The following is a 23,707-nucleotide window of genomic DNA, read 5'->3' on the forward strand; positions in this document are numbered from 1 at the left end:
GACGTGCGAGGGCGAGGATCAGGGAGAGGCGGGGACGGGGGGTCTCGCGAGGGCCGTACGGGGGCGGGAGTTGGCGAACAGGAGGCCGGCGAGGATGAGGGCGCCCGCGGCGACCGTGAGGAGAGAGACCGGCTCGCCGGTGAACAGTGCGGCGGCGGCGATGCCGAAGACCGGCACGAGCAGGCTGTACGGCGCGACGACCGAGGCGTCGTAGCGGGCCAGCAGCCACCCCCAGACGGCGAAGCCGCCCAGGGTGGACAGGAACGCGGTGTAGAGCACGGCACCCACGCCCTCGGCCGTGAACGACCCCAGTGAGGACGGCCCCTCGGTCGCCAGGGCCAGCGCCAGCAGGGGCGGCGCCGACACCGCGCTCACCCAGACCATGAACCGCAGGGAGTCGGGCGGTGCGGCCCTGCGGGTGGCGACGTTGCCGAGCCCCCACCCGGCCGCCGCGCCGACGCACAGCAGGAACGCGCCGAAGGGGATCGCCCCCGACCTCGCGACCACGTCGGCCGCGATCAGGCCCAGTCCGCCGAAGGCCACCGCCGTCCCGGCGATCCGGCGCCGCCCGAGCCGCTCGCCCAGCAGGGCGGTCGCGAACAGCGCGGTGAAGACCGCCTGCACCTGGAGGACCAGGGAGGTCAGCCCGGCGGGCATGCCGGCGCGCATGCCGAGCAGCAGCAGGCCGTACTGGGCGACGCCGAGCGACGCGCCGGTGGCCAGCACCCACCGCCAGGGCACGCGCGGCCCTCCGGCGACCAGCACGGCGGGGAAGGCGGCCAGCAGAAACCGGAGGGCGGCGTACGTCAGCGGCGGATAGTGCTTCAGGCCCGTCTGCATGACGACGAAGTTGAAGCCCCAGACGGCGGCGAGCGCGACGGCGAGAGCCAGGTGGCGGGGCCGCATGGATCAGGATGCGGCGATCAGCGCGAGGGGTGGCGGTCGCGGCTCTGCCTGGCCTGCCTGGCCAGGGTCTCGAGATAGGACGTCTGCTCGGAACGGACGGGCTTCGTGAAGAGTCGGTTGAAGATTCGCATGCCTATATCGTCGCATCGCTAAACAGTTGAGCGCAAACAAGTTTTTCTAAGCAGAACGGTTTAGACTGGCTACATGTTGGACCTCAACCGGTTGAAGGCCCTGCACGCCGTCGCGGTGTACGGCTCCGTGGGCGCCGCGGCCGAAGCGCTCATGGTCACCCCCTCGGCGATCTCCCAGCAGCTCGCCAAGCTCGAACGGGAGACCGGCGCCGTCCTGATCGAGCGCAACGGGCGCGGGGTGAAGCTGACCGACGCCGCCGGGCTGCTCGCCGACCACGCCGAGCGCATCCTCGCGCTCGTGGAGACGGCGGAGGCCGACTTCGAGGCGCTGCGCGGGGCGGTGGTCGGCAAGCTGAACATGGCCGCCTTCCCCACCGCGGCCCGTGGCATCGTGCCGCGCGCCCTGACTGCGCTCAAGAGACAGCACCCCGATCTCGACCTGCTCGTCTACGAGAGGGAACCGGAGCGGCAGACCCGCGAGCTGGTGCGCGGCGACCTCGACCTCGCCGTCCTGCAGGACTGGCTCAACCGGCCGATGGCGCTGCCCGAGGGGCTGTCGCGTACGACGCTGCTCGACGACGTGGCCGACGTCGTCGTGCCGGCCGATCACCCCCTGGTGCGCGCCGACCGGGTGCGGCTGAGCGACCTCGCGGGCGACAGCTGGATCAGCTCGACCCCCGGCACGGTGTGTCACGACTTCCTGGTGTTCCTGCTGCGCTCCGAGGAGCGGGAACCGCGGATCGTCTGCATGGCCGACGAGTACCCCACCCAGCTCGCGCTGGTCGCCGAGGGCCACGGCTGCGCGCTGATCCCCCGGCTGGGCCGGGGACCGCTGCCCGAGGGCGTCGCCGTCCTGGCCGTCCAGCCGCCGCCGGTGCGGCGGATCTACGCGGTCTGGCGGACCGACGCCGCCCGCCGTCCCGCGATCCGCGCCGCCGTCGACGCGCTGCGCTCCGCGTGCTCCGAGCTGCCCGGCGGGTAGGCTGTCCAGGTCATGATAGAGATGACCATCGTTCACCTGCTCCGGCACGGTGAGGTTCACAATCCCCGTGGGGTCCTGTACGGCAGGCTGCCGGGCTACCACCTGTCCGAGACCGGCCTGCGGATGGCCGAGGTGGTCGCCAAGGCCGTCGAGGGCAGGGACATCGTCACGGTGTGGAGCTCGCCCATGGAGCGCGCCCAGGAGACCGCGGCGCCGTCCGCCAAGGTGCTCGGCCTGGAGGTGGCCACCGACGAGCGGCTGATCGAGGCGGGCAACGTCTTCGAGGGCCTGCGGATGGCCGGCAGCGACAACGTCTTCCGCGATCCGCGGTCCTACCGCCACTTCAGGAACCCGTTCCGTCCGTCGTGGGGCGAGCCGTACCGGGACGTCGTGGCACGCATGAAGGCCGTCGTGGACGACGCGCGGGCGGCGGCGCGCGGCCACGAGGCCCTGCTGGTCAGCCACCAGCTGCCCATCTGGATCATCCGGCTGGCGGCCGAGGGCAGGCGGCTGTGGCACGACCCGCGCCGCCGCCAGTGCGCGCTCGCCAGCCTCACCAGCCTGACCTTCGAGGGCGACCGGCTCATCAGCGTCGGCTACAGCGAACCCGCCGGGGCGCTGCTCAGGGCGTCCGGCACGCAGCCGCAGGGCGAGGCCGCGCTGTTCGACAAGGCCGGCGAGGCGCTCCCGGAGGTCCTGCAGGCCGGTCCGGAGGACGAGGAGACGCCCGGCCCGCGATCCGTCCCCGGCGTGTGACCCGGCGAACGGGGCACCCGCATCGCTCGGTAGGCTTACAGCTCTACCGGTTGTAGTGCAAGGAGAATCTCCTCCCGTGTCCGCCAAGCGCCCTTCCGCCACGCGCGTGACCGTCAAGCGTCTGACCGCGCTCGCCGCCGCGGCCGCGGCCGCGACGGCCCTCGCCGGCTGCGCGGGCGGCCAGGCGGCCCAGCCCCGCTCCGGTGACACGCGCTTCATCGCGGGGGACGGCCGCGTCGAGTTCTTCGCCGCCGCCCAGCGCCACAAGGCTCCCGTGGTCGAGGGGCAGACCCTCGACGGCGGCACGGCCACGCTGACCGCGGGCAAGGTCCACGTGCTGAACTTCTGGGCCTCCTGGTGCGCGCCCTGCCGTGCCGAGGCGCCCGTGCTCAAGGACATCGCGGCGACCACGAAGACCAAGGGCGTGGAGTTCCTCGGGGTCAACTTCAAGGACCTCAAGGCCTCCGCCCAGGCGTACGACCGCTCGGTCGAGCCCGGCTACCCGAGCATCTACGACCAGAGCGGCAAGGTGCTGCTGCAGTTCCAGGGCACGGTGCCGCCCGCCGCCATCCCCTCCACGCTGATCATCGACGCCCAGGGCCGCATCGCCGCCCGCGCGCTCGGCGCGGTCAAGTACGACGACCTGCTCTCGGCCGTCACCAAGGTGACCGATGAGTGACCTCGGCAGCACCGTCGCGACCGGGTCGCTGCTGCTGGCCGCGCCGATCGCCGCGGTCGCCGGGCTCGTGTCGTTCGTCTCGCCCTGCGTGCTGCCGCTGGTCCCCGGCTACCTGTCGTACGTCACGGGCATGAGCGGCGACCCGAAGCGCGGCCGGATGGTGCTCGGCAGCGCGCTTTTCGTGCTCGGGTTCGCGGCCGTGTTCGTGCTGGGAGGCGCGCTGTTCGGCGGCCTCGGCGCGGCGCTGCACGGCAACGCCGACGTGATCACCAGGGTCCTCGGGGTGGTGACGATCGTCCTCGGGCTGGCCTTCGTTGGAGTGATCCCCGGTCTCCAGCGTGACGTGCGCATCCACAAACTTCCGGCGGCCGGGATCGCGACGGCCCCACTGCTCGGGGTCGTCTTCGGCCTCGGCTGGACGCCGTGTATCGGCCCGACGCTGGCGGTGGTGATGACGCTCTCGGTGAACCAGGGCAGCGCGCTGCGCGGCGCCGCCCTCGCCTTCGCGTACGCGCTGGGTCTCGGCCTGCCGTTCGTGCTGGCGGGGCTGGCCTACCGCAAGGCGCTGCACACGTTCAAGGCGGTGCGCCGCCACACCCCGCTGATCACCAGGGTCGGCGGCGGCATGCTCGTGGCGGTCGGCCTGCTGCTCGTGACCGGGCAGTGGTCGGAGATCATCGTCCACCTGCAGGTATGGGTCGGCGGCTTCAGGCCGGTGATCTGATGAGCGCCCCCGACGACCTCGCGTCCGCCGTACGGGACGAGTCCGCGGCACAGGAGCAGGCCGAGCAGCAGGCGCAGGAGCGGACGAAGCCGGTCGGCCTGGGACCGGTCGGCTGGCTGCGCTGGGCCTGGCGCACGCTCACCTCGATGCGCACGGCGCTGATCCTGCTGTTCCTGTTCGCGCTCGGCTCGGTCCCCGGTTCCATCTACCCGCAGAGGGGAGTCGACCCGGCCAGGGTCGCGCAGTACTTCAAGGACAACCCCACCCAGGCCGAGTGGCTCGACCGGTTCTGGCTGTTCGACGTCTTCAGTTCGCCCTGGTTCGCCGCGATCTACCTGCTGCTGTTCGTCTCACTGGCCGGATGCGTGTTCCCGCGCGCGCTGGCGCACGTGAAGGAGATCCGGCGCCGCCCGCCGGCCGCGCCGCGCAACCTCCTGCGCCTGCCGCACAGCGAGACGCTCGACGGCGGCCTCACCCTGGAGCAGGCCGCCGCCACGCTCAGGCGCAGGCGGTTCCGCGTGGTCACCGGCGACGGCTGGGTGGCGGCCGAGAAGGGCTACCTCCGGGAGACCGGCAACCTCCTGTTCCACGTGGCGCTGCTCGCGCTGCTGTTCGCCGTCGGCGCCGGAGGCCTGTACGGCTACCGCGGCAACGTGCTGGTCGTGGAGGGCGACGGCTTCTCCAACGCGGTGGCGGCCTACGACCGCTTCATGCCCGGCAGCCGGGTCAACGCCGAGTCGCTGGAGCCGTTCTCCTTCACGCTCAAGGACTTCCAGGCGACCTACGTGGCCGCGGGGGACAAGCAGGGCCAGCCGCTGGACTACCACGCCAGGCTGACCGTCCAGGACTCGCCGACGTCCGCGCCGCGCGAGGCGGACCTCAAGGTCAACGACCCGCTGGACGTGGACGGCACGCTGACCTACCTGATCGGGCACGGCTACGCGCCCACGTTCCGGGTGACCGACGGCAAGGGCCAGGTGGCCTACGACGGCCCGGTGCCGTGCCTGGCCGACGACCAGGCCACCTACACGTCCGAGTGCGTGATCAAGGTGCCGGACGCGCAGCCGACCCAGCTCGGGTTCCTGGCGCGCTTCCTGCCCACGACCGTGCCGAACGGCGACACGTGGGTGTCGGTCTTCCCCGGCGCCGCGAACCCGACCGTGCAGATCTTCCCGTTCGCCGGCGACCTCGGCCTCAAGTCGGGGCAGCCGCAGTCGGTCTACCAGCTCGACACCACGAACCTGAAGCCACTCGGGAAGATGTCGGCCCAGCCGACCCCGCTCAACGTGGGCGAGACCAAGGAGCTCGCCGACGGCGCCGGGAAGATCGAGTTCACCGGCGTGAAGGAGTGGATCAGCCTTCAGATCACCTACGACCCCGGCCGGGAGCCCGCCCTGCTGGCCGCGGCCGCCGCGGTGATCGGGCTCGTGCTGTCCCTCACGGTCCGCCGTCGCCGCGTCTGGGTGCGGGTGAAGGACGGGACGGTCACGGTGGGAGGATTGGCCCGCACCGAAGGCGGCGGCGCGGCCTTCGCCGAGGAGTTCGCCCAGATCGTCGCGGCCCTGCGCGGCGGGCCCGACGGGTCCCCGGCCGAGCGGCCGGAGGCGACCGGGCCGGACAAGCCCGCCACGACCGAGCGCGGAGCGTCCACGCAGGACAAGCCCGCCACGACCGAGCCCGGGGCGTCCACGCCGGACGCGCCCACCGGAAACGCTGCGCCGGGCGGCCGCCCGGACGAGGAGTGAGTGATGCCCGCCCCGGTAACCCAAGCGGTCAACCAGAGTCTCGCCACGCTGAGCGACCAGCTGATCCTGGTCACCGTCCTGCTGTATCTCGCCGCGATGATCTGCTTCGCGCTGGATCTCGCCTTCGGCCGGGCCCGCACGGTCGTGTCCGCCCGGCGGCGGGAGCTCGTCGGCGCGGGCGGTCCGGCGGTGCCCGATGACACGACCGGCGACGCGACCGGGGACACGACGGAGGATTCAGGCTCGCAGCCGGCGGCGTGGGCCGTCCGTGCGGGGACCGTCGGCGTGGTCCTCACCTGGATCGCGTGGGCCGGCAACCTCGCCGGCATCATCACCCGGGGCATCGCGGTCGACCGGTGGCCGTGGGCCAACATGTACGAGTTCGTGGTGGCCATCTGCTTCGCCGCCGTGACCGCGTTCCTCGCGCTGCTGATCCGTCAGCCGATCCGCTTCCTCGGCGCGTTCGTGACCGTGACGGCGGCGCTCGGGCTGGGCTTCGCCGTGCTGTTCCTGCACGTCCAGGCGGGCCCGGTGATGCCCGCGCTGCACTCGTACTGGATCGCGATCCACGTCACGGCGGCGATCGTGGCGAGCGGGCTGTTCATCGTGGCGGGCGTGTGCGCGATCCTCTACCTGATCCGCAGGGACGGGCGCCCGTCGGTGCTGCCGAGCAGGGAGAGCCTGGAGCGCGTCGCGCACCGCGCGATCGTCATCTCCTTCCCGATCTGGACGTTCGCCGTCATCGCCGGCGCCCTGTGGGCCGACCGCGCGTGGGGCCGTTACTGGGGCTGGGACCCGAAGGAGGTGTGGGCGTTCATCACGTGGGTCGTGTACGCCGCCTATCTCCACGCCCGGGCGACGGCCGGGTGGCGCGGCAAGGCCGTGATGATCATCTCGCTGGTCGCCTTCGGTTGCCTGCTGTTCAACCTGGTCGGCGTCAACATCTTCTTCTCGGGACTGCACTCCTACGCCGACGTGCCCAAGTAAGGGGCCGTTCGCGGCGGGAGGTCTCGTCTCACGCGGGGACTCCCGGCGGGAGGTTCGAGGGGGTGCGCGGGGGGGTCGCGCGGGGTCTCATGTGCGGTCTCGTGCGGGGTCAGTCCTCGTCGCGCAGGCGCCGATCGAGGCTGCGCAGGAACTCGGGGTCGTCGTCGGGTCCGCGGGGCACGTCGCCGCTCTGGGCCCACCCGCCGCTTCCCGCCGCGTACACGGCGTGCTGACGGCGGGGGCGACCCACGAGGAGCCAGGTCAGCGCACCGATGTCCGCCAGGAGGATCACGATGAGGACCCACAGGAACTTCGGGAGATTGCGCACGTCCTGCTCGGGGGTCGTGATCACATCGAAGAGGCAGTAGAGCCAGAGGGCAAGCAGCGCCAGGCCGATAATCACGCTAGGCATGCCCACACGGTAAGCCATGCCGGCCACTGATCGGGTCGGGCTTCGAGGTGACGGGGGCAGCCCGGCATCGTACGGTGGACCGGTACGCGGCACGAGGACGCGGAGCCTGACTGAGGGGTGCGATGGCGGAGCCGGGCGACAGAGGCCGCCACCGGCGGGGGTCGCGGTGGTGGCAGCGAGGGCCCTATTTGTCCTCCCACCGCCGGACGGACGCCCCCGAACGCCCTCGCGATCGTGCTGCCGAGCGTGCTTCCGACCGGGCCTCCGACCGAACCTCCGAGTGGGCGGCGGAACGCGACCGGGACCGGCCCGCGGAGCGACCGCAGGGCCGCCGCGCGGAGCGGGACACCCAGTGGGATGCGCAGCGGGGCGGCGAATGGGCGGCCGGCTGGCCGCCGGAGCGGCCGGTGGACCGGGTCCACACGGTCACCGCACCCGTGGTGGACGACCGGCCGCAGTACACCTGGCAGGACTTCGAGCTCGACGACCTGCCGACGCGGGCCGCGCCCCACCCGCCCGACGCACCCGACCTGCGCGACGGCAGACGGCACTGCGGGCCCCTGGAACGCATCCTGTACCGCGAGTGGGACGCCGCCGAAGGGCCTCCGTCCGCCGACGCCGTACGGGCCGTGGACAGCCTGGCGAGGCTGCCCGAGCAGCTCAAGACCAAGCTCGCCATCGGGCTCGAAGGCATCTACGTCGGGCGCGGAGGGGTGCCCGATCTGGACGACATGGGCTACCTGCGCGGCGCGCCGCTGCCGTCGGGACGGGCCACCTGGGACATCTGCGCCGGCGCGTACGGCGACCGCAAGATCGTGGTAGGGGACCGGCCGTCGCCGACGCCCGACGTGATGATGCACGAAGTCGGGCATGCGCTGGACGACGTGGACGCGGGTCCGGGAGAGTGGGTGTCGGACTCCCCGGAGTTCGCGGCGCTCTACGAGGAGTGCCTGCCGCTGTTCGCATCGTCGTTCCACCGGCAGCCCGGCGGCCTGGGGCGCAAGGAGTTCTTCGCCGACGCGTTCGCGGCGATCGCGTCCCGGCAGCGTCCGGCCCTGGTCGACATGCTGGGCGGCGACACGCGGACGGCCCTCAACGTCATGCTCTTCTTCAACCGGCGTTACGGAATCTAGGTGATTCGGATGTACGTGATCCGGCTCGGCGACGGGACGCTGCGCGTGCCCCGGTCACTGACCACCGATGACGGGCGCCTGATCGGCAACGCGTACGTGGAGGTCGCGCCGGGCGAGCCCGACTACGAACGCTGGCTGGCCGAGTCGATCACCGAGGAGGAGGACGCCGAGCGCCGGCGCCGCTGGCGTGAGGGCGACGACGCGCTCGAGCAGGCGTTCCTGGCCTTCAAGGCGGAGCAGGACTGACGTACCCGGCAAGGGAGCAGGACAGGCCGGGAACGCAGACTCGATGTGGGACTGACTCCGGTGACCCTGCGGCGTCCGGGTAGCGCGCAGGATCACCTGGTGCTGGTACTGCGTCAGACTCGCGGGGAGTCGCCGTTCGGCCTTTCGGCCGTGAGGACGTCCTCACCGCGAAGGAGGGCGTGCACTTCCGATTCACGGAACCGCCTGTGCCCCCCGGGGGTACGGATGCTGCTGATGCGCCCGGCCGCGGCCCAACGGGTCACGGTCTTCGGGTCGACCCTGAAGAGAGCGGCAACCTCTCCAGGAGTCAGCAGTCGCTCGCTGCTACTCTCCACAATCTCTCCCCCTCGCGTCCCGCGTCCTGCAGCGGGCGGACAGGTAACCAGTGTGCCGAGCGAAGCCTGATTTATCCGTGGTTTTCGGAGAAGATCACGGGTTGTTACCGGCTCAGTGCCCGATTGTTATATGATAGAGCCTCTTTGGGGCGCTCATGGGTGTTTCTTTACAAAAGCGCCTTGTTGTGAACACTAGCAGTGCCCGCAGCAGATGCGAAGAGAGACGGGCGGGCCGGGAGGGTGACGTAACCTCGACGCTGTGCATCCGGTTGTCGTTTACACCCTTTCACGCCTCGGGCTGTTCGCCGTCGCTCTCGGCGTCCTGTATCTCGTCGGCCTGCGGTCGTTCCCGCTTCTCCTGCTCGCCGTCCTGGTCAGCGGTCTGGCCAGCTATGTGCTGCTGTCCAAACAGCGCGACGCGGTGAGCGAGCGCATCGCCGGGAAACGGCGGGAGACGGGGAAGAACTAGGTCGCCGGGAACATGCCGACGCGGGCATGGTACTCATGCCCGAGCTCCGTCGTGTCGCTTCCCACCAAAAGACCTGTCTTTACGGTCAGGAAGGCCTTTACCCCGATTCCCCTTTCCCTCGTCGGGTTCCAGCGCAGCGCCCTGCCCCTGACCGGGTCGATCGCCCCGATGCCGGGCCGGTGGACCGCCCCCCGGCCCGCCGTGTCGGCGCCGCGCGGGTTGTCCAGCCAGCGCTGGTGTCCGCCCACGTAGACGGCGGACCCCGTGACCGCGACCGCGTACAGGGAGTCGCCTCCGGTCAGGTTCACCCAGGTCGGGCGGATCGCCTCGCCCTTCGCGTACGTCTCGAACCTGGCGGCCGAGTCGCACAGCTTCGAGGTGCCGCGCGCCGCCCCGCCGGTCGTGACGACCACGAAGTAGCGCCCGTCCGGGGACAGGTCGAGCCCGCGCACGTACGACGGGAAGTCCGGCTTGCACGCCGGGGCGTACGCCTCGGTGTGCCAGTCGGCCACCCGCCCGGTCGTCAGGTCGATCACGCCGAGCTGCGGGCGGCGCAGGCCGTCGAGCGTGGTGAACGAGCCGTCCACCACTAAGCGGTCGCGGACGGCGGCCATCGCGTAGATCCGCGGATCGCCGCGGCGCCCGTCGCCGGGCGTGACGGTGAACCGGGGGTCGACCGCGCCGGTCTCGGCGTCCACCCGGGCCAGCGCGGTGCGCGGGCTCCGGCCGATCCTGCTGAAGTCGCCGCCCACGTAGAGCGCGCCGCCCAGCTGTACCAGGCTGGTGACGTCCCCGCCGTAGACGGGGGCGGAGAAATCGTCGTCGACGGCGCCGTCGGACACGCGGAGGCGGACCAGGGCCCGGGAGGGCACGTTGAAGGCGCCGCCCACGAAGACCGTGTCGCCGGGACCGGCGGCCAGCGCGGCCACCGGCCCGTCGAGGTCCGGCGCGAAGTCGCGCAGGACGCGCCCGGTGTAGAGGTCGAAGGCGAAGACGTTCGCCCGCGGCAGGTCCTCCCCGCCCCGGGCCTCGCGGACCGCGCTGAACTCGCCACCCACCACGACGGTGCGGCCGACCAGCGCGAACGCGGTCACGATGCCGTCGAGCACGTGCGGTGTGGTGTCCACCGGATTCTCCGACACCGCGCGGGGCTGCCGGATGCCGGCGGACGCCGTGGCGGCTGGGAGAAGGGCGGCGCATGTGACGAGCGATGCGACCGGAAGCAGTGCGGTGGTGACGCGCATTCCCCAATTTCTAGCAGACTCAACGTAATCGGAGAACTACGTTCCGCTCATCCGGTGGCGGTGGTGAGGGGGCACGCCCGTCGCGTCCTAGGCTTGCCTGCATGACGCGCGCATCGCTGGACAAGCAGCCGCACGAGGTCGCCGCGATGTTCGATCGCACGGCCCGGCGCTACGACCTGGTCAACGACGTCCTCTCGCTCGGCCAGGACCGCCTGTGGCGGAAGGCCACCGCGGCGGCGATCGACGCGGGGCCCGGCGAGCTGGTTCTCGACCTCGCCGCGGGCACCGGCACCTCGACCGACGCGTTCACCGCGCTCGGGGCGCGGGCGATCGCGTGCGACTTCTCGCTCGGCATGCTCCGCACCGGCGTCGAGCGGCGCGGCGGTTCCGGTCTGTACGGCGGGGGCGTGCGCGGGGTGACGTTCGTCGCGGGCGACGCGCTGCGCCTGCCGTTCCGCGACGAGACGTTCGACGCCGTGACGATCTCCTTCGGCCTGCGCAACGTGGCCGACACCGAACAGGCGCTGGGCGAGATGCTGCGGGTGACCCGCCCGGGCGGCCGGCTGGTGATCTGCGAGTTCTCCAGGCCGACGCCGAAGTCGTTCGACCTCGTCTACTCGCAGTACCTAATGAAGCTGCTGCCGCCGGTGGCCCGGATGGTCAGCTCGAATCCCGAGTCCTACGAGTACCTCGCCGAGTCGATCCGGGCCTGGCCGGACCAGGAGGCGCTGGCGCGGATCATCCAGGGGGCGGGCTGGCGGAAGGTGGCCTGGCGCAACCTCACGCTCGGCATCGTGGCCCTGCACCGGGCGGTCAAAGCGTGATGAGACGTGCTTGGCCATACCCCTCTGACACTTCGCCCCGGATAGGGGTTAGACTGCGGCGCGACAGTTTGTGAAGTTGTTCACAAAGGCACGAAGGTCTAAACCAATTTCGAGGCCTTCCTTCCCTGGAACGGACAGGTCCCCCGTGAGTGAGCGAACCCGCGTGACGCGGAGAGAGGTCGACGCCGACGTCATCGTCGTCGGCGCGGGCCCCGCGGGCGCCACGACGGCCTTTCACCTCGCCCGCGCCGGTCTCGACGTGCTGCTCCTGGAGAAGACGCGCTTCCCCAGGGAGAAGGTCTGCGGTGACGGACTGACCCCGCGGGCGGTGAAGGAACTCGTCGCCATGGGCGTCGACATCGACGCGCCCGGCTGGATCAGGAACAAGGGGCTGCGCGTCTACGGCGGCGGCGTGCGCCTCGAACTCGACTGGCCCGAGCTGTCGAGCTACCCCGACTTCGGCCTCGTGCGCACCCGCGCCGACTTCGACCAGATCCTCGCCAGGCACGCCGAGCGCGCGGGCGTCCGGCTGCGCGAGGGCGTGAACGTTACAGGCCCACTGCTCGACGAGCGCAGCGGCCACGTCGTGGGCGTGACGGCCAAGGCGGACGGCGAGGAGGTGTCCTACCGCTCGCGGCTCGTGGTGGCGGCCGACGGCAACTCGACCCGGCTGTCGATCGCGTTGGGCCTGCACAAGCGTGAGGACCGCCCGATGGGCGTGGCGGTGCGCACCTACTACAAGAGCCCCCGCCACGACGACGACTACCTGGAGACGTGGCTCGAGCTCTGGGACGGTGACCGGCTGCTGCCCGGCTACGGCTGGATCTTCCCCGTCGGCGACGGTACCTCCAACGTCGGCCTCGGCCTGCTGAACACCAGCGAGGCGTTCAAGAACATCGACTACCGCGACCTGCTGCGGCGGTGGATGAAGAACACTCCGGAGGAGTGGGGCTTCACCGAGGAGAACATGACGGGCCCGATCAGGGGCGCCGCGCTGCCGATGGGCTTCAACCGGCAGCCGCACTACGCCCGCGGGCTGGTTCTCGTCGGCGACGCGGGCGGCTCGATCAACCCGTTCAACGGCGAGGGCATCGCGTACGCCATGGAGACCGGCAGGACCGCGGCCGAAGTGATCGTCCAGGCGCTGTCCCGGCCGACGCCCGCCCAGCGTGAGCGCGTATTACTCGCGTATCCCCGTATGCTCAAAGACGCCCATGGCGGATACTTCACCCTCGGCCGCCTGTTCGTGGAGGCGATCGGGAGGCCGGGTGTGATGAGCTTCGCCACCCGGCACGGGATGCCCCATCCCACCCTGATGAGATTCGCCTTCAAGCTGCTCGCTAATCTCACAGACCGGCGGGGCGACGTCTCCGACCGCATAATCAACGCCCTGTCCAAGGTGGCTCCGCCATCATGATCGCCGAAGCCAGCATGACTGAAGCCCGCATGACTGAAGCCCGCATGACCGAGACGATGCGCACGTCGCCCCCGGCCCCGCAGGTGGCCGCCCGGCCGGCCGCGCCCTCCGGCATTCTCGTGATCGCCCAAATTCATCGAGTAAGCGAGGACATGTAGCCATGGAGCTGTATGTGCCGATCGTGGTGCTCGCGGTCCTCGCGGCGGGATTCGCCGTGTTCTCCGTGAGCATCGCGCCATTCACCGGGCCGAAGCGCTGGAACCGCGCGAAGCTGGACGCCTACGAGTGCGGCATCGAGCCCACTCCGCAGCCGGTCGGCGGCGGCCGATTCCCGCTGAAGTACATGATCACCGCGATGTTGTTCATCGTGTTCGACATCGAGATCATCTTCCTCTATCCGTGGGCGGTGGCCTTCGACAAACTCGGCGTGTTCGGGCTGGTCGAGATGGTGCTGTTCATCGTCACCGTTCTCGTGGCGTACGCCTACGTGTGGCGGCGTCGCGGCCTCGATTGGGATTAGCCATGGGTCTTGAAGAGAAACTCCCGAGCGGGTTCATCCTCACCACCGTCGAGCAGGTGGCGGGCTGGGCCCGGAAGAACTCCGTCTGGCCGGCGACCTTCGGTCTCGCGTGCTGCGCCATCGAGCTGATGGCCACCGGCGGCCCGAAGCACGACCTGGCCCGCTTCGGCATGGAGCGTGCCTCCGCCTCCCCGCGGCAGGCCGACCTCATGATCGTGGCCGGCCGGCTGTCGCAGAAGATGGCGCCCGTCCTCCGCCAGATCTACGACCAGATGGCCGAGCCCAAGTGGGTCATCGCGATGGGCGTCTGCGCGTCCAGCGGCGGCATGTTCAACAACTACGCCATCGTCCAGGGCGTGGACCACGTGGTGCCGGTCGACATCTACCTGCCCGGCTGCCCGCCGCGCCCGGAGATGCTGATCGACGCCATCGTGAAGCTACACGACAAGATCCAGAACATGAAGTTCGGCGCGCACCGCGAGAAGCAGATCGAGGAGCTCGAGCTCCAGGCGCTGCGCACGTTGCCGCTGATCGACCAGGGGGCCGGGAAGTGACCACCGAGAACCTGCCCGGGCTGCCCGAGGAGCCCGTCGCCCGCAGGGGCATGTTCGGCGTCAAGGACACCGGCGACACCTCCGGCTACAACCGTCTGGTCGTCCGCCGTCCGCCGAAGCTGTCCAGCAGCCGGCCGTACGGGTCGTACTTCGACGAGGTGGCCGACGCGCTGGAGCCGGCGTTCGCCGACGCGATCGAGCGCGTGGTCGTCGACCGCGGGGAGATCACCTTCCACGTGCGGCGCGAGCGGCTGCCCGAGGTGATGAAGCACCTGCGTGACGACCCGGCGCTGCGGTTCGAGCTGTCGCTCGGCGTCTCGGGGGTCCACTACCCCGAGGAGACCGGTGCGGAGCTGCGCGCCGTCTACCACCTGTGCTCCATCACGCACAACCGGCGCGTCCGGGTGGAGGTCTCCTGCCCCGACGCCGACCCGCACATCCCCTCCACGGTTCAGGTCTACCCCACGCACGACTGGCACGAGCGCGAGACGTACGACTTCTTCGGAATCGTCTTCGACGGCCACCCGGCGCTGACCCGGATCGAGATGCCGGACGACTGGGAGGGGCACCCGCAGCGCAAGGACTACCCGCTCGGCGGCATTCCGGTGGAGTACCGCGGCGCCGAGGTCCCCGCGCCGGACCGGAGGAGGTCGTACTCGTGAGCGTCGACCTGCACGACTGGACGAGGGCAGCGAGGAGAGCGTCGTGAGCACCACCGAGACCGAGGGCCGGATCTACGACGTCGCCGGTCAGGACTGGGACGAACTGGTCAAGACCGTCAGCGAGTCGGCCGAGGAACGCCTCGTCGTCAACATGGGCCCGCAGCACCCGTCGACGCACGGTGTGCTCCGGCTCGTGCTGACCCTCGACGGCGAGACCGTGACCGAGGCCCGCACGGTGATCGGCTACCTGCACACCGGCATCGAGAAGAACATGGAGTACCGGACGTGGACCCAGGGGGTCACGTTCGTCACCCGCATGGACTATCTCGCGCCGATCTTCAACGAGACCGCCTACTGCATGGGGGTCGAGAAGCTTCTCGGGATCACCGACAGGATCCCGGATCGGGCGCAGGCCCTCCGGGTCCTGACGATGGAGCTCACCCGGATCTCCTCCCACCTCGTCGCGATCGCGACGTTCGGGTTGGAGCTGGGCGCGACGACGCCGATGCTGTTCGGCTTCCGCGAGCGCGAGATGGTGCTCGACCTGATGGAGTACATCACCGGTCTGCGGATGAACATGGCGTACGTCCGGCCGGGCGGCGTCAGCGTCGACCTGCCGGCCGGCGCCGTCGACAAGATCGGCGAGTTCCTCAAGATCATGCCGGGGCGGATCAAGGAGATGCGCAAGCTCCTCGACGCCAACCCGGTCTACACCCGGCGCACCAAGGACGTGGCCTACCTCGACCTGACCGGGTGCATGGCGCTCGGGATCACCGGGCCCATGCTGCGCGCCGCCGGCCTGCCGTGGGACCTGCGCAAGTCTCAGCCCTACTGCGGCTACGAGACGTACGAGTTCGAGGTGGCGACACAGAACACCTGCGACGTGTACGGCCGTTATCTCGTGCGCATGGCCGAGATGGAGGAGTCCCTCAAGATCGTCGAGCAGGCGCTCGACCGCCTGTCCGGCCCGCTCAAGGGCGGCCCGGTGATGATCGAGGACAAGAAGATCGGCTGGCCGTCGCAGCTCGCGCTCGGCCCCGACGGCCTCGGCAACTCGCCCGACCACATCGCCCACATCATGGGCAGCTCGATGGAGGCCCTGATCCACCACTTCAAGCTGGTGACCGAGGGCTTCCGGGTGCCGGCCGGGCAGGCGTACGCCTCGGTCGAGTCGCCGCGTGGCGAGCTGGGCGCGCACGTGGTCAGCGACGGCGGCACCCGGCCCTACCGGGTCCACTTCCGCGACCCGTCGTTCACGAACCTGCAGGCGGTGCCCGCGACGTGCGAGGGCGGCATGGTCGCCGACGTCATCTCCGCGGTCGCCTCGATCGACCCGGTCATGGGAGGTGTGGACCGATGAGCGGCAAGCCGCCGGTTCAGGCCGCCCGCGTTGCGAATGAGGAGGGGAGCGCGACCATGAGCACGGGTTACGCGCCCGAGGTCCGCGAGCGTCTGGAGACGGACGCCAAGGAGATCATCGGCCGCTACCCCCGGCCGCGTTCGGCGCTGCTGCCGCTGCTGCACCTGGTGCAGTCGGAGGACGGCTACATCTCCGACGCCGGGCAGGAGTTCTGCGCCGAGATGCTGGGCCTGTCCAAGGCCGAGGTCGTCGGCGTCGCGACCTTCTACACCATGTACAAGCGCAAGCCGGCCGGCGAGTACAACGTCGGCGTCTGCATCAACACGCTGTGCGCGGTCATGGGCGGCGACCAGATCTGGGAAGAGCTCAGCGAGCACGTGGGCGTCGGCCACGACGAGACCACCGAGGACGGCAAGATCACGCTGGAGCGGCTGGAGTGCAACGCCGCCTGCGACTTCGCGCCGGTCATGATGGTCAACTGGGAGTTCTTCGACAACCAGACCCCGGAGTCGGCCAGGCAGCTCGTCGACGACCTGCGCGCTGGCAAGGAGGTCGCGCCCACGCGCGGCCCGCGCCGGCTGTGCACGTTCAAGGAGGCGTCCCGGGTCCTCGCCGGCTTCCCCGACGGCCAGGCCGCCGAGGGCCCGTCGGCCGCCGGCCCGTCGCTGGAGGGCCTGAAGGTCGCCAAGGCCAACGGCTGGGAGGCCCCCAAGGCCGAGGGGAGCTCGGAATGACAACGCGGAGAGAACCCGACGCAGTGAGCGGAGCGGTCCGCGAGGTACGAGCGGCCCGCGCAGCGAACGAGGAGCGGTGAGCGACCAAATGACACAGCTTACGCCGATCCTGACGAGGAACTGGGACCAGGACGACTCGTTCACCCTCGACGGGTACGGCGAGTACGCGGCCGCCAAGAAGGCCCTGGGCATGGACCCCGACGCCGTCATCCAGGCGGTGAAGGACTCGGGCCTGCGCGGCCGCGGCGGCGCGGGCTTCCCCACCGGCATGAAGTGGGGCTTCATCCCGCAGGGCGACGGCAAGGCCCACTACCTCGTCGTCAACGCCGACGAGTCGGAGCCGGGGACCTGCAAGGACATCCCGCTCATGATGGCCAACCCGCACGCGCTGGTCGAAGGCGTGATCATCGCGTCCTACGCCATCCGGGCCAACCACGCGTTCATCTACATCCGCGGCGAGGTGGTCCACGTCATCCGCCGGGTGCAGGCCGCGGTCCGTGAGGCGTACGAGAAGGGTTACCTCGGGACGGACATCTTCGGCTCGGGCTACGACCTCGAACTCGTCGTGCACAGCGGCGCCGGGGCGTACATCTGCGGCGAGGAGACCGCGCTGCTCGACTCGCTGGAGGGCTACCGCGGCCAGCCCCGGCTCAAGCCGCCCTTCCCGGCGGTCGCCGGCCTGTACGCCTCCCCGACGGTGGTCAACAACGTCGAGTCGATCGCGAGCGTGCCGAGCATCATCGCCAATGGCGCCGACTGGTTCGCCGGGATGGGCACCGAGAAGTCCAAGGGCTTCGGCATCTTCTCGCTGTCGGGCCACGTGACCCGGCCGGGCCAGTACGAGGCCCCGCTGGGCATCACGCTGCGCGAGCTGCTCGACATGGCGGGCGGCATCCGCGAGGGCCACGAGCTGAAGTTCTGGACGCCGGGAGGCTCCTCGACGCCGATCTTCACGGCCGAGCACCTCGACGTGCCGCTCGACTTCGAGTCGGTCGGGGCCAAGGGCTCGATGCTGGGCACCCGCGCCCTGCAGATCTTCGACGAGACGACCTGCGTGGTCCGCGCGGTGATGCGGTGGACCGAGTTCTACGCGCACGAGTCCTGCGGCAAGTGCACGCCCTGCCGTGAGGGCACCTACTGGCTCAAGCAGGTGCTCAAGCGGCTGGAGAAGGGCCAGGGCACCGAGGACGACCTGGCCACCATCACCGACATCGCCGACAACATCCTCGGCCGTTCGTTCTGCGCCCTCGGCGACGGCGCGACGAGCCCGATCCACTCGTCGGTGAAGCACTTCCGCGACGAATACCTCAAGCACTTCGAGATCGGCGGCTGCCCGTTCGATCCCGCCGCTTCCACGGTGTGGGGGTCCAAGTGACAGTTCAGACGACGCAGCCGGAGCAGCCGGTCGTGGACATGGTCACCCTGACCATCGACGGCTTCCAGATCAGCGTCCCGAAGGGCACGCTGATCATCCGGGCCGCGGAGCTGCTGGGGATCCAGATCCCCCGGTTCTGCGACCACCCGCTGCTCTCGCCGGCGGCCAACTGCCGCCAGTGCCTGGTCGACATCCCCGACGCGGGCAACGGCCGCGGCTTCCCCAAGCCGCAGCCGTCCTGCGCGATCGAGGTCGCCGATGGCATGGTGGTCAAGACGCAGCTCACCTCGCCGGTGGCCGAGAAGGCCCAGCGCGGCGTGATGGAGATGCTGCTGCTGAACCACCCGCTCGACTGCCCGGTCTGCGACAAGGGCGGCGAGTGCCCCCTGCAGAACCAGGCCATGTCGAACGGCCAGGGCGAGAGCCGGTTCGTCGAGCAGAAGCGGACGTTCGAGAAGCCCATCCCGCTGTCGAGCGAGGTGCTGCTCGACCGCGAGCGCTGCATCCAGTGCGCGCGCTGCATCCGCTTCTCCGAGCAGATCGCCGGTGACCCGCTCATCGACTTCTTCGAGCGCGGGGCCAAGGAGCAGGTGGGCGTCGCCGAGGGCGAGCCGTTCCAGTCCTACTTCTCGGGCAACACCATCCAGATCTGCCCGGTGGGCGCGCTGACCGGCGCGGCCTACCGGTTCCGCTCCCGCCCGTTCGACCTGGTCTCCACGCCGAGCGCGTGCGAGCACTGCGCGTCGGGCTGCTCGCTGCGCACCGACCACCGCCGGGGCAAGGTCACCCGCCGCCTGGCCGGGGACGACCCGCAGGTCAACGAGGAGTGGAACTGCGACAAGGGCCGCTGGGCCTTCACGTACGCCACCGCGCCCGACCGCCTGCGGTCGCCGCTGGTCCGTGACGAGAGCGGCAAGCTCGTCCCGACCTCCTGGCCGGACGCGCTGGCCGTCGCGGCCGAGGGCCTGCTGCGGGCTCGCGGCAAGGCCGGCGTGCTGGTCGGCGGGCGGCTCACGGTCGAGGACGCCTACGCCTACAGCAAGTTCGCCCGGATCGCCCTCGGCACCAACGACATCGACTTCCGGGCCCGCCCGCACTCCGAGGAGGAGGCGCGCTTCCTCGCCCACGCCGTCGCCGGCAAGGGCATCGAGGTCTCCTACGCCGACCTGGAGACGGCCCCGGCCGTGCTCCTGGCCGGGTTCGAGCCCGAGGAGGAGTCGCCGATCGTCTTCCTGCGCCTGCGCAAGGCGGCGCGCAAGCGGGGCCTGAAGGTCTACTCGCTCGCGCCGTTCGCCACGCCGGGCCTGGCCAAGATGCAGGGCACGCTGATCCGCACCGCGCCCGGCGCCGAGGCGGAGGCGCTCGGAGACCTCGTCGGCGGCGACGTGCTGCCCGCCGGCTCGATCGTCCTCGCCGGCGAGCGGCTCGCCACCGCCCCCGGCGCCCTGTCCGCGCTCGTACGGCTCACGCAGGCCACCGGCGCGCGGCTCGCCTGGGTGCCGCGCCGGGCCGGTGAGCGCGGCGCGCTGGAGGCGGGCGCGCTGCCGGGCCTGCTGCCGATCGGCCGCCCGGCCTCCGACGAGGCCGCCCGCGCGGAGGTCGCCAGGGTGTGGGGCGTCGGCTCGCTGCCGGACGCGCCGGGCCGCGACACGGCGGGCATCATCGAGGCCGCGCTCAACGACGAGGTCGACGCGCTGGTCGTGGCGGGTGTGGACCCCTACGACCTGCCCGACCCGGCCCGGGCCCTGGCGGCGCTGGAGAACACGCCGTTCATCGTCAGCCTGGAGATCCGCGCCAGCGCGGTCACCGACCGGGCCGACGTGGTCCTGCCGGTCGCCGCGGTGGCCGAGAAGTCCGGCACGTTCGTCGACTGGGAGGGCAGGGGCCGCTCGTTCGGTGTGGCCACGGCCGTCCCCGGGCTGATGAGCGACCTGCGCGCCATCGCCTCGATCGCCGACCAGATGGACGTCCACCTCGGCCTGCCCGACCCCGCCGCCGCCCGGCGGGAGATGGCCGCGCTCGGCTCCTGGAAGGGCTCCCGCCCGGCCGCGCCCGCGGTGACGGGCCGCGCGGCCAGGGAGCCGCAGGCGGGCGAGGCCGTGCTGGCGACCTGGCACCTGCTGCTCGACGACGGCCGGCTGCAGGACGGCGAGCCCTACCTGGCGGGGACCGCCCGCTCGGTGGCGGCGCTGCTGTCGGAGGCGACGGCCGCCGAGATCGGCGCAGTCGACGGCGGAAAGATCACCATCGGTGACGACGTGGTCGTGCCGGTGCGCGTCGCGGACCTGCCCGACCGTGTCGTGTGGGTGCCGTCCAACTCCGCCGGCCTGTCGGTCACGCGCGACCTGCGCGCGGTCGCCGGAGACGTCGTAAAGATCGGGAGCGTCTCGTGAACAACCCCGGACCCACCTGGAGCGACTTCGGCCACGATCCCCTGTGGATCATCATCATCAAGGCCGTCGCGATCTTCGTGTTCCTGATGCTGGGCGTGCTGTTCGGCGTGTGGACCGAGCGCAAGCTCATCTCGCGCATGCAGCACCGTTACGGCCCCAACCGGGCCGGGAAGTTCGGCCTGCTGCAGTCGGTGGCCGACGGCCTGAAGATGGGCCTGAAGGAAGACATCATGCCACGCACCGTGGACAAGGTGATCTACCTTCTCGCCCCGGTAATCATCGCCGTGCCCGCCTTCCTGGCCTTCTCGGTGGTGCCGTTCGGGCCGGTGGTCTCGATGTTCGGCCACCGGACGCCGCTGCAGCTCACCGACCTGCCGGTCGCGGTGCTGCTGGTCCTGGCCACCGCCTCGATCGGGGTCTACGGCATCGTGCTCGCCGGGTGGGGCTCCCGCTCGCCGTACGCCGTGCTGGGCGGGCTGCGCTCGGCCGCCCAGGTCGTGTCGTACGAGATCGCGATGGGCCTGTCGTTCGTCGCGGTGTTCCTCCAGGCGGGCACGCTGTCCACCCACGAGATCGTGGCGAAGCAGGCGGGCGGCGGCACCTGGGACATCGGCGCGCTGTCCATCCCCATGCCGTCCTGGTACGTGGTCTCGCTGGTCCCGTCCTTCCTGATCTACGCGATCACGATGCTGGGTGAGACGAACCGCGTGCCCTTCGACCTCCCCGAGGGTGAGGGCGAGCTGGTCGGCGGCTTCCACACCGAGTACTCCTCCTCGCTGAAGTTCGCGATGTTCATGCTCGCCGAGTACGTGAACATCTTCACGGTCTCGGCGATGGCGATCACGCTGTTCTTCGGCGGCTGGCGGGCCCCGTGGCCGATCTCCATGTGGGACGGCGCGAACTCCGGCTGGTGGCCGCTGCTGTGGTTCTTCATCAAGCTGGTGATCGCCTTCGGCTTCTTCGTCTGGGTCCGCGCCTCGCTGCCGCGTGTCCGGTACGACCAGCTCATGGCCTTCGGCTGGAAGGTGCTCATCCCGGTCAACCTGGCCTGGATCCTGATGGCCGCCACGTTCAAGGCGCTGCGCCTGCCGGACAGCAACCGTGCGGTCGTCATGACCATCGGCGCGGTCGTCATCGTCGGCGCCCTCGCGATCTGGCTCCGGTTCGACACGGTCAACCAGCGCCGCAAGGAGGCGAAGGCCGCCCAGATCGAGGAGGAGTTCGAGCAGCTGCGGGAGGAGCCGGTCGCGGGCGGGTTCCCCGTGCCGCCGCTCGACGCCCCGCACTATCACGGAGTCGTGCCCGCCGCGCGTCTCAATTCCGACGCCGCCAAGGAGGTGACCAGTGGGAGCAACTGATTGGCTGAACCCGATCAAGGGATTCGGCGTCACCTTCCACCACATGTTCAAGAAGCCGGTGACCGTCAACTATCCCGAGGAGAAGCGGCCCACCGCGCCGCGCTTCCACGGGAGGCACCAGCTGAACCGGTGGCCCGACGGGCTGGAGAAGTGCGTCGGCTGTGAGCTGTGCGCCTGGGCCTGCCCGGCCGACGCCATCTACGTGGAGGGCGGCGACAACACCGACGAGGAGCGTTTCTCGCCGGGTGAGCGGTACGGCCGCGTCTACCAGATCAACTATTTGCGCTGCATCCTCTGCGGGCTGTGCATCGAGGCGTGTCCCACCCGGGCGCTCACGATGACCAACGAGTACGAGCTCGCCGACTCCAGCCGCGAGTCGCTGATCTACACCAAGGAGATGCTCCTCGCGCCGCTGGGGCCGGGCATGGAGCAGCCGCCCCACCCGATGCGCCTCGGCGAGACCGAGGAGGACTACTACCGGTTGGGTCGAAGCAATGGGTGAGTCCATCACGTTCTGGGTGCTCGCGGTCGTCTCGGTGATCGCCGCGCTCGGACTCGTCTTCAGCCGCAGGGCCGTCTACTCGGCCCTCATGCTCGGCGTCGTCATGCTCTCGCTGGCGGTGCTGTACGCGGTTCAGGACGCTCCGTTCCTGGCGGCGGTGCAGATCATCGTCTACACCGGCGCGGTCATGATGCTGTTCCTGTTCGTGCTCATGCTCGTGGGCGTGGACTCGTCCGACTCCCTCGTGGAGACGATCAGGGGCCAGCGGTTCTGGGCCATCGTGGGCGGGCTCGGCTTCGCCGTCCTGCTCGCGGCCGGCATCGGCAACGCGGTCGTCGGCGCCCCCAGGGGCCTGACCGCCGCCACCCAGGCGGGCAACGTGCCCTCCCTGGCCGAGCTGATCTTCACGCGCCACGTGTTCGCCTTCGAGGTGACCTCGGCGCTGCTGATCACGGCCGCGCTCGGCGCGATGGTGCTCGCGCACCGGGAGCGCAGCGAGCCCAAGCCGACCCAGAAGGACCTGTCCCGGCAGCGCTTCGTCGCCTTCGGCAGGACGGGCAAGAACCCGGCGCCGCTGCCCGGCCCCGGCACCTACGCCCGGCACAACGCCATCGACATGCCGGCGCTGCTGCCCGACGGGTCCGTCTCGCCGCTGTCGGTCAACCGGTACATCGCCCGGTACGAGGAGTCCCAGGGCATCCTGCCCCCGGAGGTCGCCCGCGTGCTGGAGCAGGAGGAGGCCGCCCAGCGGGCCAACGGGCACAGCACCCCGACGGTCGCCGACGAGGCCAGGGACGGCGGTCCCGACACCGAGCCCATGGCCGAAGAGGGCCCGGTGGAAGAGGGCGTCGTGGCCGGCCGGGTCGTCAGCGCCCGCGCTGACGCCCGGAGCGAGGAGGACGGCAAGTGACCACGCACTACCTGGTGCTCTCCGCGCTGCTGTTCGCGATCGGCGGCGTCGGCGTGCTCGTACGGCGCAACGCCATCGTGGTGTTCATGTGCGTCGAGCTCATGCTCAACGCCTGCAACCTGGCGTTCGTCACCTTCGCCCGGCAGAACGGCAACCTCGACGGCCAGCTCATCGCGTTCTTCGTGATGATCGTGGCCGCCGCCGAGGTGGTCATCGGCCTGGCCATCATCGTGACGATCTTCCGAACCCGCAGGTCCGCGTCGGTCGACGACGTCAGCCTGCTGAAGTACTAAGAGGTGGCCGTGGAACCCGCTGAGATCATCCAGCACTCCGGCGGAGCGATCGGAGC

At 70.6% G+C, this 23,707-nt stretch carries 26 protein-coding genes and 1 pseudogene; 23 read left to right on the forward strand and 4 right to left on the reverse strand.

Features of this window, described 5'->3' with window-relative positions; all coding sequences use genetic code 11:
• Nucleotides 1-18: 18 nt before the first annotated feature.
• Entirely contained in the window at nucleotides 19-906 is an 888-nt protein-coding gene (locus HHX41_RS19125) for an EamA family transporter (RefSeq protein WP_182907075.1), read from the reverse strand.
• A 204-nt stretch (nucleotides 907-1,110) separates the two neighbouring features.
• Here HHX41_RS19125 and HHX41_RS19130 point away from each other — a divergent pair, with 204 nt between their 5' ends.
• From HHX41_RS19130 to ccsB, 6 genes and pseudogenes are all read left to right on the forward strand, one after another.
• Nucleotides 1,111-2,019, forward strand: a complete 909-nt coding sequence (locus HHX41_RS19130; protein WP_169980953.1) for a LysR family transcriptional regulator — start codon at nucleotides 1,111-1,113, stop codon at nucleotides 2,017-2,019.
• 12 nt (nucleotides 2,020-2,031) lie between these two features.
• Nucleotides 2,032-2,634: pseudogene (locus tag HHX41_RS19135) on the forward strand (histidine phosphatase family protein); the annotation flags it as partial.
• Between the two features lie 217 nt (nucleotides 2,635-2,851).
• Complete coding sequence (locus HHX41_RS19140; protein WP_396703499.1) at nucleotides 2,852-3,454, forward strand: TlpA family protein disulfide reductase; 603 nt, start codon at nucleotides 2,852-2,854, stop codon at nucleotides 3,452-3,454.
• On the forward strand, nucleotides 3,447-4,178 hold the full coding sequence (locus HHX41_RS19145) for a cytochrome c biogenesis CcdA family protein (RefSeq protein WP_169980957.1): 732 nt from the start codon (nucleotides 3,447-3,449) through the stop codon (nucleotides 4,176-4,178). Before HHX41_RS19140 ends, HHX41_RS19145 begins: the two co-directional genes overlap by 8 nt.
• On the forward strand, nucleotides 4,178-5,923 hold the full coding sequence (locus tag HHX41_RS19150) for a cytochrome c biogenesis protein ResB (RefSeq protein ID WP_182907077.1): 1,746 nt from the start codon (nucleotides 4,178-4,180) through the stop codon (nucleotides 5,921-5,923). Before HHX41_RS19145 ends, HHX41_RS19150 begins: the two co-directional genes overlap by 1 nt.
• A 3-nt stretch (nucleotides 5,924-5,926) precedes the next feature.
• The gene (ccsB, locus tag HHX41_RS19155; RefSeq protein ID WP_169980961.1) at nucleotides 5,927-6,910 is read left to right on the forward strand and encodes a c-type cytochrome biogenesis protein CcsB; all 984 of its coding nucleotides are present in this window, start codon (nucleotides 5,927-5,929) and stop codon (nucleotides 6,908-6,910) included.
• Between the two features lie 109 nt (nucleotides 6,911-7,019).
• Here the strand turns inward: ccsB and HHX41_RS19160 are convergent, their stop codons facing one another.
• The gene (locus HHX41_RS19160) at nucleotides 7,020-7,322 is read right to left on the reverse strand and encodes a PLD nuclease N-terminal domain-containing protein (protein ID WP_169980962.1); all 303 of its coding nucleotides are present in this window, start codon (nucleotides 7,320-7,322) and stop codon (nucleotides 7,020-7,022) included.
• A gap of 407 nt (nucleotides 7,323-7,729) precedes the next feature.
• Between HHX41_RS19160 and HHX41_RS19165 the strand changes: the two genes are divergently transcribed.
• Entirely contained in the window at nucleotides 7,730-8,455 is a 726-nt protein-coding gene (locus HHX41_RS19165) for a hypothetical protein (RefSeq protein WP_169980963.1), read from the forward strand.
• 9 nt (nucleotides 8,456-8,464) lie between these two features.
• The gene (locus tag HHX41_RS19170) at nucleotides 8,465-8,701 is read left to right on the forward strand and encodes a hypothetical protein (protein ID WP_030506849.1); all 237 of its coding nucleotides are present in this window, start codon (nucleotides 8,465-8,467) and stop codon (nucleotides 8,699-8,701) included.
• 113 nt (nucleotides 8,702-8,814) lie between these two features.
• On the opposite strand, the gene HHX41_RS19175 is transcribed toward HHX41_RS19170, so the two are convergent.
• A complete protein-coding gene (locus HHX41_RS19175) occupies nucleotides 8,815-9,036 on the reverse strand; it encodes a BldC family transcriptional regulator (protein WP_079315524.1) in 222 nt (73 codons plus the stop codon).
• A gap of 259 nt (nucleotides 9,037-9,295) precedes the next feature.
• Here HHX41_RS19175 and HHX41_RS19180 point away from each other — a divergent pair, with 259 nt between their 5' ends.
• On the forward strand, nucleotides 9,296-9,505 hold the full coding sequence (locus tag HHX41_RS19180; protein ID WP_169980964.1) for a DUF4229 domain-containing protein: 210 nt from the start codon (nucleotides 9,296-9,298) through the stop codon (nucleotides 9,503-9,505).
• Here HHX41_RS19180 and HHX41_RS19185 read toward each other — a convergent pair.
• On the reverse strand, nucleotides 9,502-10,632 hold the full coding sequence (locus HHX41_RS19185; RefSeq protein WP_310742065.1) for a hypothetical protein: 1,131 nt from the start codon (nucleotides 10,630-10,632) through the stop codon (nucleotides 9,502-9,504). The two genes, HHX41_RS19180 and HHX41_RS19185, sit on opposite strands and share 4 nt — an antisense overlap.
• 218 nt (nucleotides 10,633-10,850) lie before the next feature.
• On the opposite strand from HHX41_RS19185, the gene HHX41_RS19190 reads away from it, so the two are divergent.
• The 14 genes from HHX41_RS19190 (at nucleotide 10,851) to nuoK (ending at nucleotide 23,651) form a co-directional block, all read left to right on the forward strand.
• Complete coding sequence (locus tag HHX41_RS19190) at nucleotides 10,851-11,573, forward strand: demethylmenaquinone methyltransferase (RefSeq protein ID WP_182907079.1); 723 nt, start codon at nucleotides 10,851-10,853, stop codon at nucleotides 11,571-11,573.
• 163 nt (nucleotides 11,574-11,736) lie between these two features.
• Complete coding sequence (locus HHX41_RS19195; protein WP_310742066.1) at nucleotides 11,737-12,990, forward strand: geranylgeranyl reductase family protein; 1,254 nt, start codon at nucleotides 11,737-11,739, stop codon at nucleotides 12,988-12,990.
• Nucleotides 12,987-13,148 (forward strand): hypothetical protein, encoded by a 162-nt coding sequence (locus HHX41_RS19200; RefSeq protein ID WP_182907080.1) that lies wholly within the window; start codon nucleotides 12,987-12,989, stop codon nucleotides 13,146-13,148. The genes HHX41_RS19195 and HHX41_RS19200 overlap by 4 nt, the downstream gene beginning before the upstream one ends.
• 2 nt (nucleotides 13,149-13,150) lie before the next feature.
• Complete coding sequence (locus tag HHX41_RS19205) at nucleotides 13,151-13,510, forward strand: NADH-quinone oxidoreductase subunit A (RefSeq protein WP_079315519.1); 360 nt, start codon at nucleotides 13,151-13,153, stop codon at nucleotides 13,508-13,510.
• 2 nt (nucleotides 13,511-13,512) lie between these two features.
• Nucleotides 13,513-14,064: an NADH-quinone oxidoreductase subunit B family protein gene (locus tag HHX41_RS19210; RefSeq protein ID WP_169980970.1), complete on the forward strand. Its 552-nt coding sequence runs from the start codon at nucleotides 13,513-13,515 to the stop codon at nucleotides 14,062-14,064.
• On the forward strand, nucleotides 14,061-14,726 hold the full coding sequence (locus HHX41_RS19215) for an NADH-quinone oxidoreductase subunit C (protein ID WP_169980972.1): 666 nt from the start codon (nucleotides 14,061-14,063) through the stop codon (nucleotides 14,724-14,726). The genes HHX41_RS19210 and HHX41_RS19215 overlap by 4 nt, the downstream gene beginning before the upstream one ends.
• Before the next feature lie 43 nt (nucleotides 14,727-14,769).
• Complete coding sequence (locus HHX41_RS19220) at nucleotides 14,770-16,086, forward strand: NADH-quinone oxidoreductase subunit D (protein ID WP_169980974.1); 1,317 nt, start codon at nucleotides 14,770-14,772, stop codon at nucleotides 16,084-16,086.
• Complete coding sequence (gene nuoE, locus HHX41_RS19225; RefSeq protein WP_169980976.1) at nucleotides 16,083-16,820, forward strand: NADH-quinone oxidoreductase subunit NuoE; 738 nt, start codon at nucleotides 16,083-16,085, stop codon at nucleotides 16,818-16,820. The genes HHX41_RS19220 and nuoE overlap by 4 nt, the downstream gene beginning before the upstream one ends.
• 88 nt (nucleotides 16,821-16,908) lie before the next feature.
• Complete coding sequence (gene nuoF / locus HHX41_RS19230; protein ID WP_169980978.1) at nucleotides 16,909-18,195, forward strand: NADH-quinone oxidoreductase subunit NuoF; 1,287 nt, start codon at nucleotides 16,909-16,911, stop codon at nucleotides 18,193-18,195.
• A 38-nt stretch (nucleotides 18,196-18,233) separates the two neighbouring features.
• Complete coding sequence (locus tag HHX41_RS19235) at nucleotides 18,234-20,588, forward strand: NADH-quinone oxidoreductase subunit G (RefSeq protein ID WP_220504255.1); 2,355 nt, start codon at nucleotides 18,234-18,236, stop codon at nucleotides 20,586-20,588.
• Complete coding sequence (gene nuoH, locus HHX41_RS19240) at nucleotides 20,585-21,946, forward strand: NADH-quinone oxidoreductase subunit NuoH (protein WP_182907082.1); 1,362 nt, start codon at nucleotides 20,585-20,587, stop codon at nucleotides 21,944-21,946. The genes HHX41_RS19235 and nuoH overlap by 4 nt, the downstream gene beginning before the upstream one ends.
• Entirely contained in the window at nucleotides 21,933-22,448 is a 516-nt protein-coding gene (gene nuoI / locus HHX41_RS19245; RefSeq protein WP_139574090.1) for an NADH-quinone oxidoreductase subunit NuoI, read from the forward strand. Before nuoH ends, nuoI begins: the two co-directional genes overlap by 14 nt.
• Nucleotides 22,441-23,358 (forward strand): NADH-quinone oxidoreductase subunit J, encoded by a 918-nt coding sequence (locus HHX41_RS19250; RefSeq protein ID WP_182907083.1) that lies wholly within the window; start codon nucleotides 22,441-22,443, stop codon nucleotides 23,356-23,358. Before nuoI ends, HHX41_RS19250 begins: the two co-directional genes overlap by 8 nt.
• Entirely contained in the window at nucleotides 23,355-23,651 is a 297-nt protein-coding gene (gene nuoK, locus HHX41_RS19255; RefSeq protein WP_030506864.1) for an NADH-quinone oxidoreductase subunit NuoK, read from the forward strand. Before HHX41_RS19250 ends, nuoK begins: the two co-directional genes overlap by 4 nt.
• Nucleotides 23,652-23,707 lie beyond the last annotated feature (56 nt).

The sequence above is a fragment of the Microbispora sp. H13382 genome (assembly GCF_014161445.1).
GTDB lineage: Bacteria > Actinomycetota > Actinomycetes > Streptosporangiales > Streptosporangiaceae > Microbispora.

Coding starts and splice junctions, on each gene's coding strand:
- HHX41_RS19125 (WP_182907075.1), bottom strand. CDS start 906: ATGCGGCCCCGCCACCTGGCTCTCGCCGTCGCGCTCGCCGCCGTCTGG.
- HHX41_RS19130 (WP_169980953.1), top strand. CDS start 1,111: ATGTTGGACCTCAACCGGTTGAAGGCCCTGCACGCCGTCGCGGTGTAC.
- HHX41_RS19145 (WP_169980957.1), top strand. CDS start 3,447: ATGAGTGACCTCGGCAGCACCGTCGCGACCGGGTCGCTGCTGCTGGCC.
- HHX41_RS19150 (WP_182907077.1), top strand. CDS start 4,178: ATGAGCGCCCCCGACGACCTCGCGTCCGCCGTACGGGACGAGTCCGCG.
- ccsB (WP_169980961.1), top strand. CDS start 5,927: ATGCCCGCCCCGGTAACCCAAGCGGTCAACCAGAGTCTCGCCACGCTG.
- HHX41_RS19160 (WP_169980962.1), bottom strand. CDS start 7,322: ATGCCTAGCGTGATTATCGGCCTGGCGCTGCTTGCCCTCTGGCTCTAC.
- HHX41_RS19170 (WP_030506849.1), top strand. CDS start 8,465: ATGTACGTGATCCGGCTCGGCGACGGGACGCTGCGCGTGCCCCGGTCA.
- HHX41_RS19190 (WP_182907079.1), top strand. CDS start 10,851: ATGACGCGCGCATCGCTGGACAAGCAGCCGCACGAGGTCGCCGCGATG.
- HHX41_RS19200 (WP_182907080.1), top strand. CDS start 12,987: ATGATCGCCGAAGCCAGCATGACTGAAGCCCGCATGACTGAAGCCCGC.
- HHX41_RS19205 (WP_079315519.1), top strand. CDS start 13,151: ATGGAGCTGTATGTGCCGATCGTGGTGCTCGCGGTCCTCGCGGCGGGA.
- HHX41_RS19210 (WP_169980970.1), top strand. CDS start 13,513: ATGGGTCTTGAAGAGAAACTCCCGAGCGGGTTCATCCTCACCACCGTC.
- nuoE (WP_169980976.1), top strand. CDS start 16,083: ATGAGCGGCAAGCCGCCGGTTCAGGCCGCCCGCGTTGCGAATGAGGAG.
- nuoF (WP_169980978.1), top strand. CDS start 16,909: ATGACACAGCTTACGCCGATCCTGACGAGGAACTGGGACCAGGACGAC.
- HHX41_RS19235 (WP_220504255.1), top strand. CDS start 18,234: ATGGTCACCCTGACCATCGACGGCTTCCAGATCAGCGTCCCGAAGGGC.
- HHX41_RS19250 (WP_182907083.1), top strand. CDS start 22,441: ATGGGTGAGTCCATCACGTTCTGGGTGCTCGCGGTCGTCTCGGTGATC.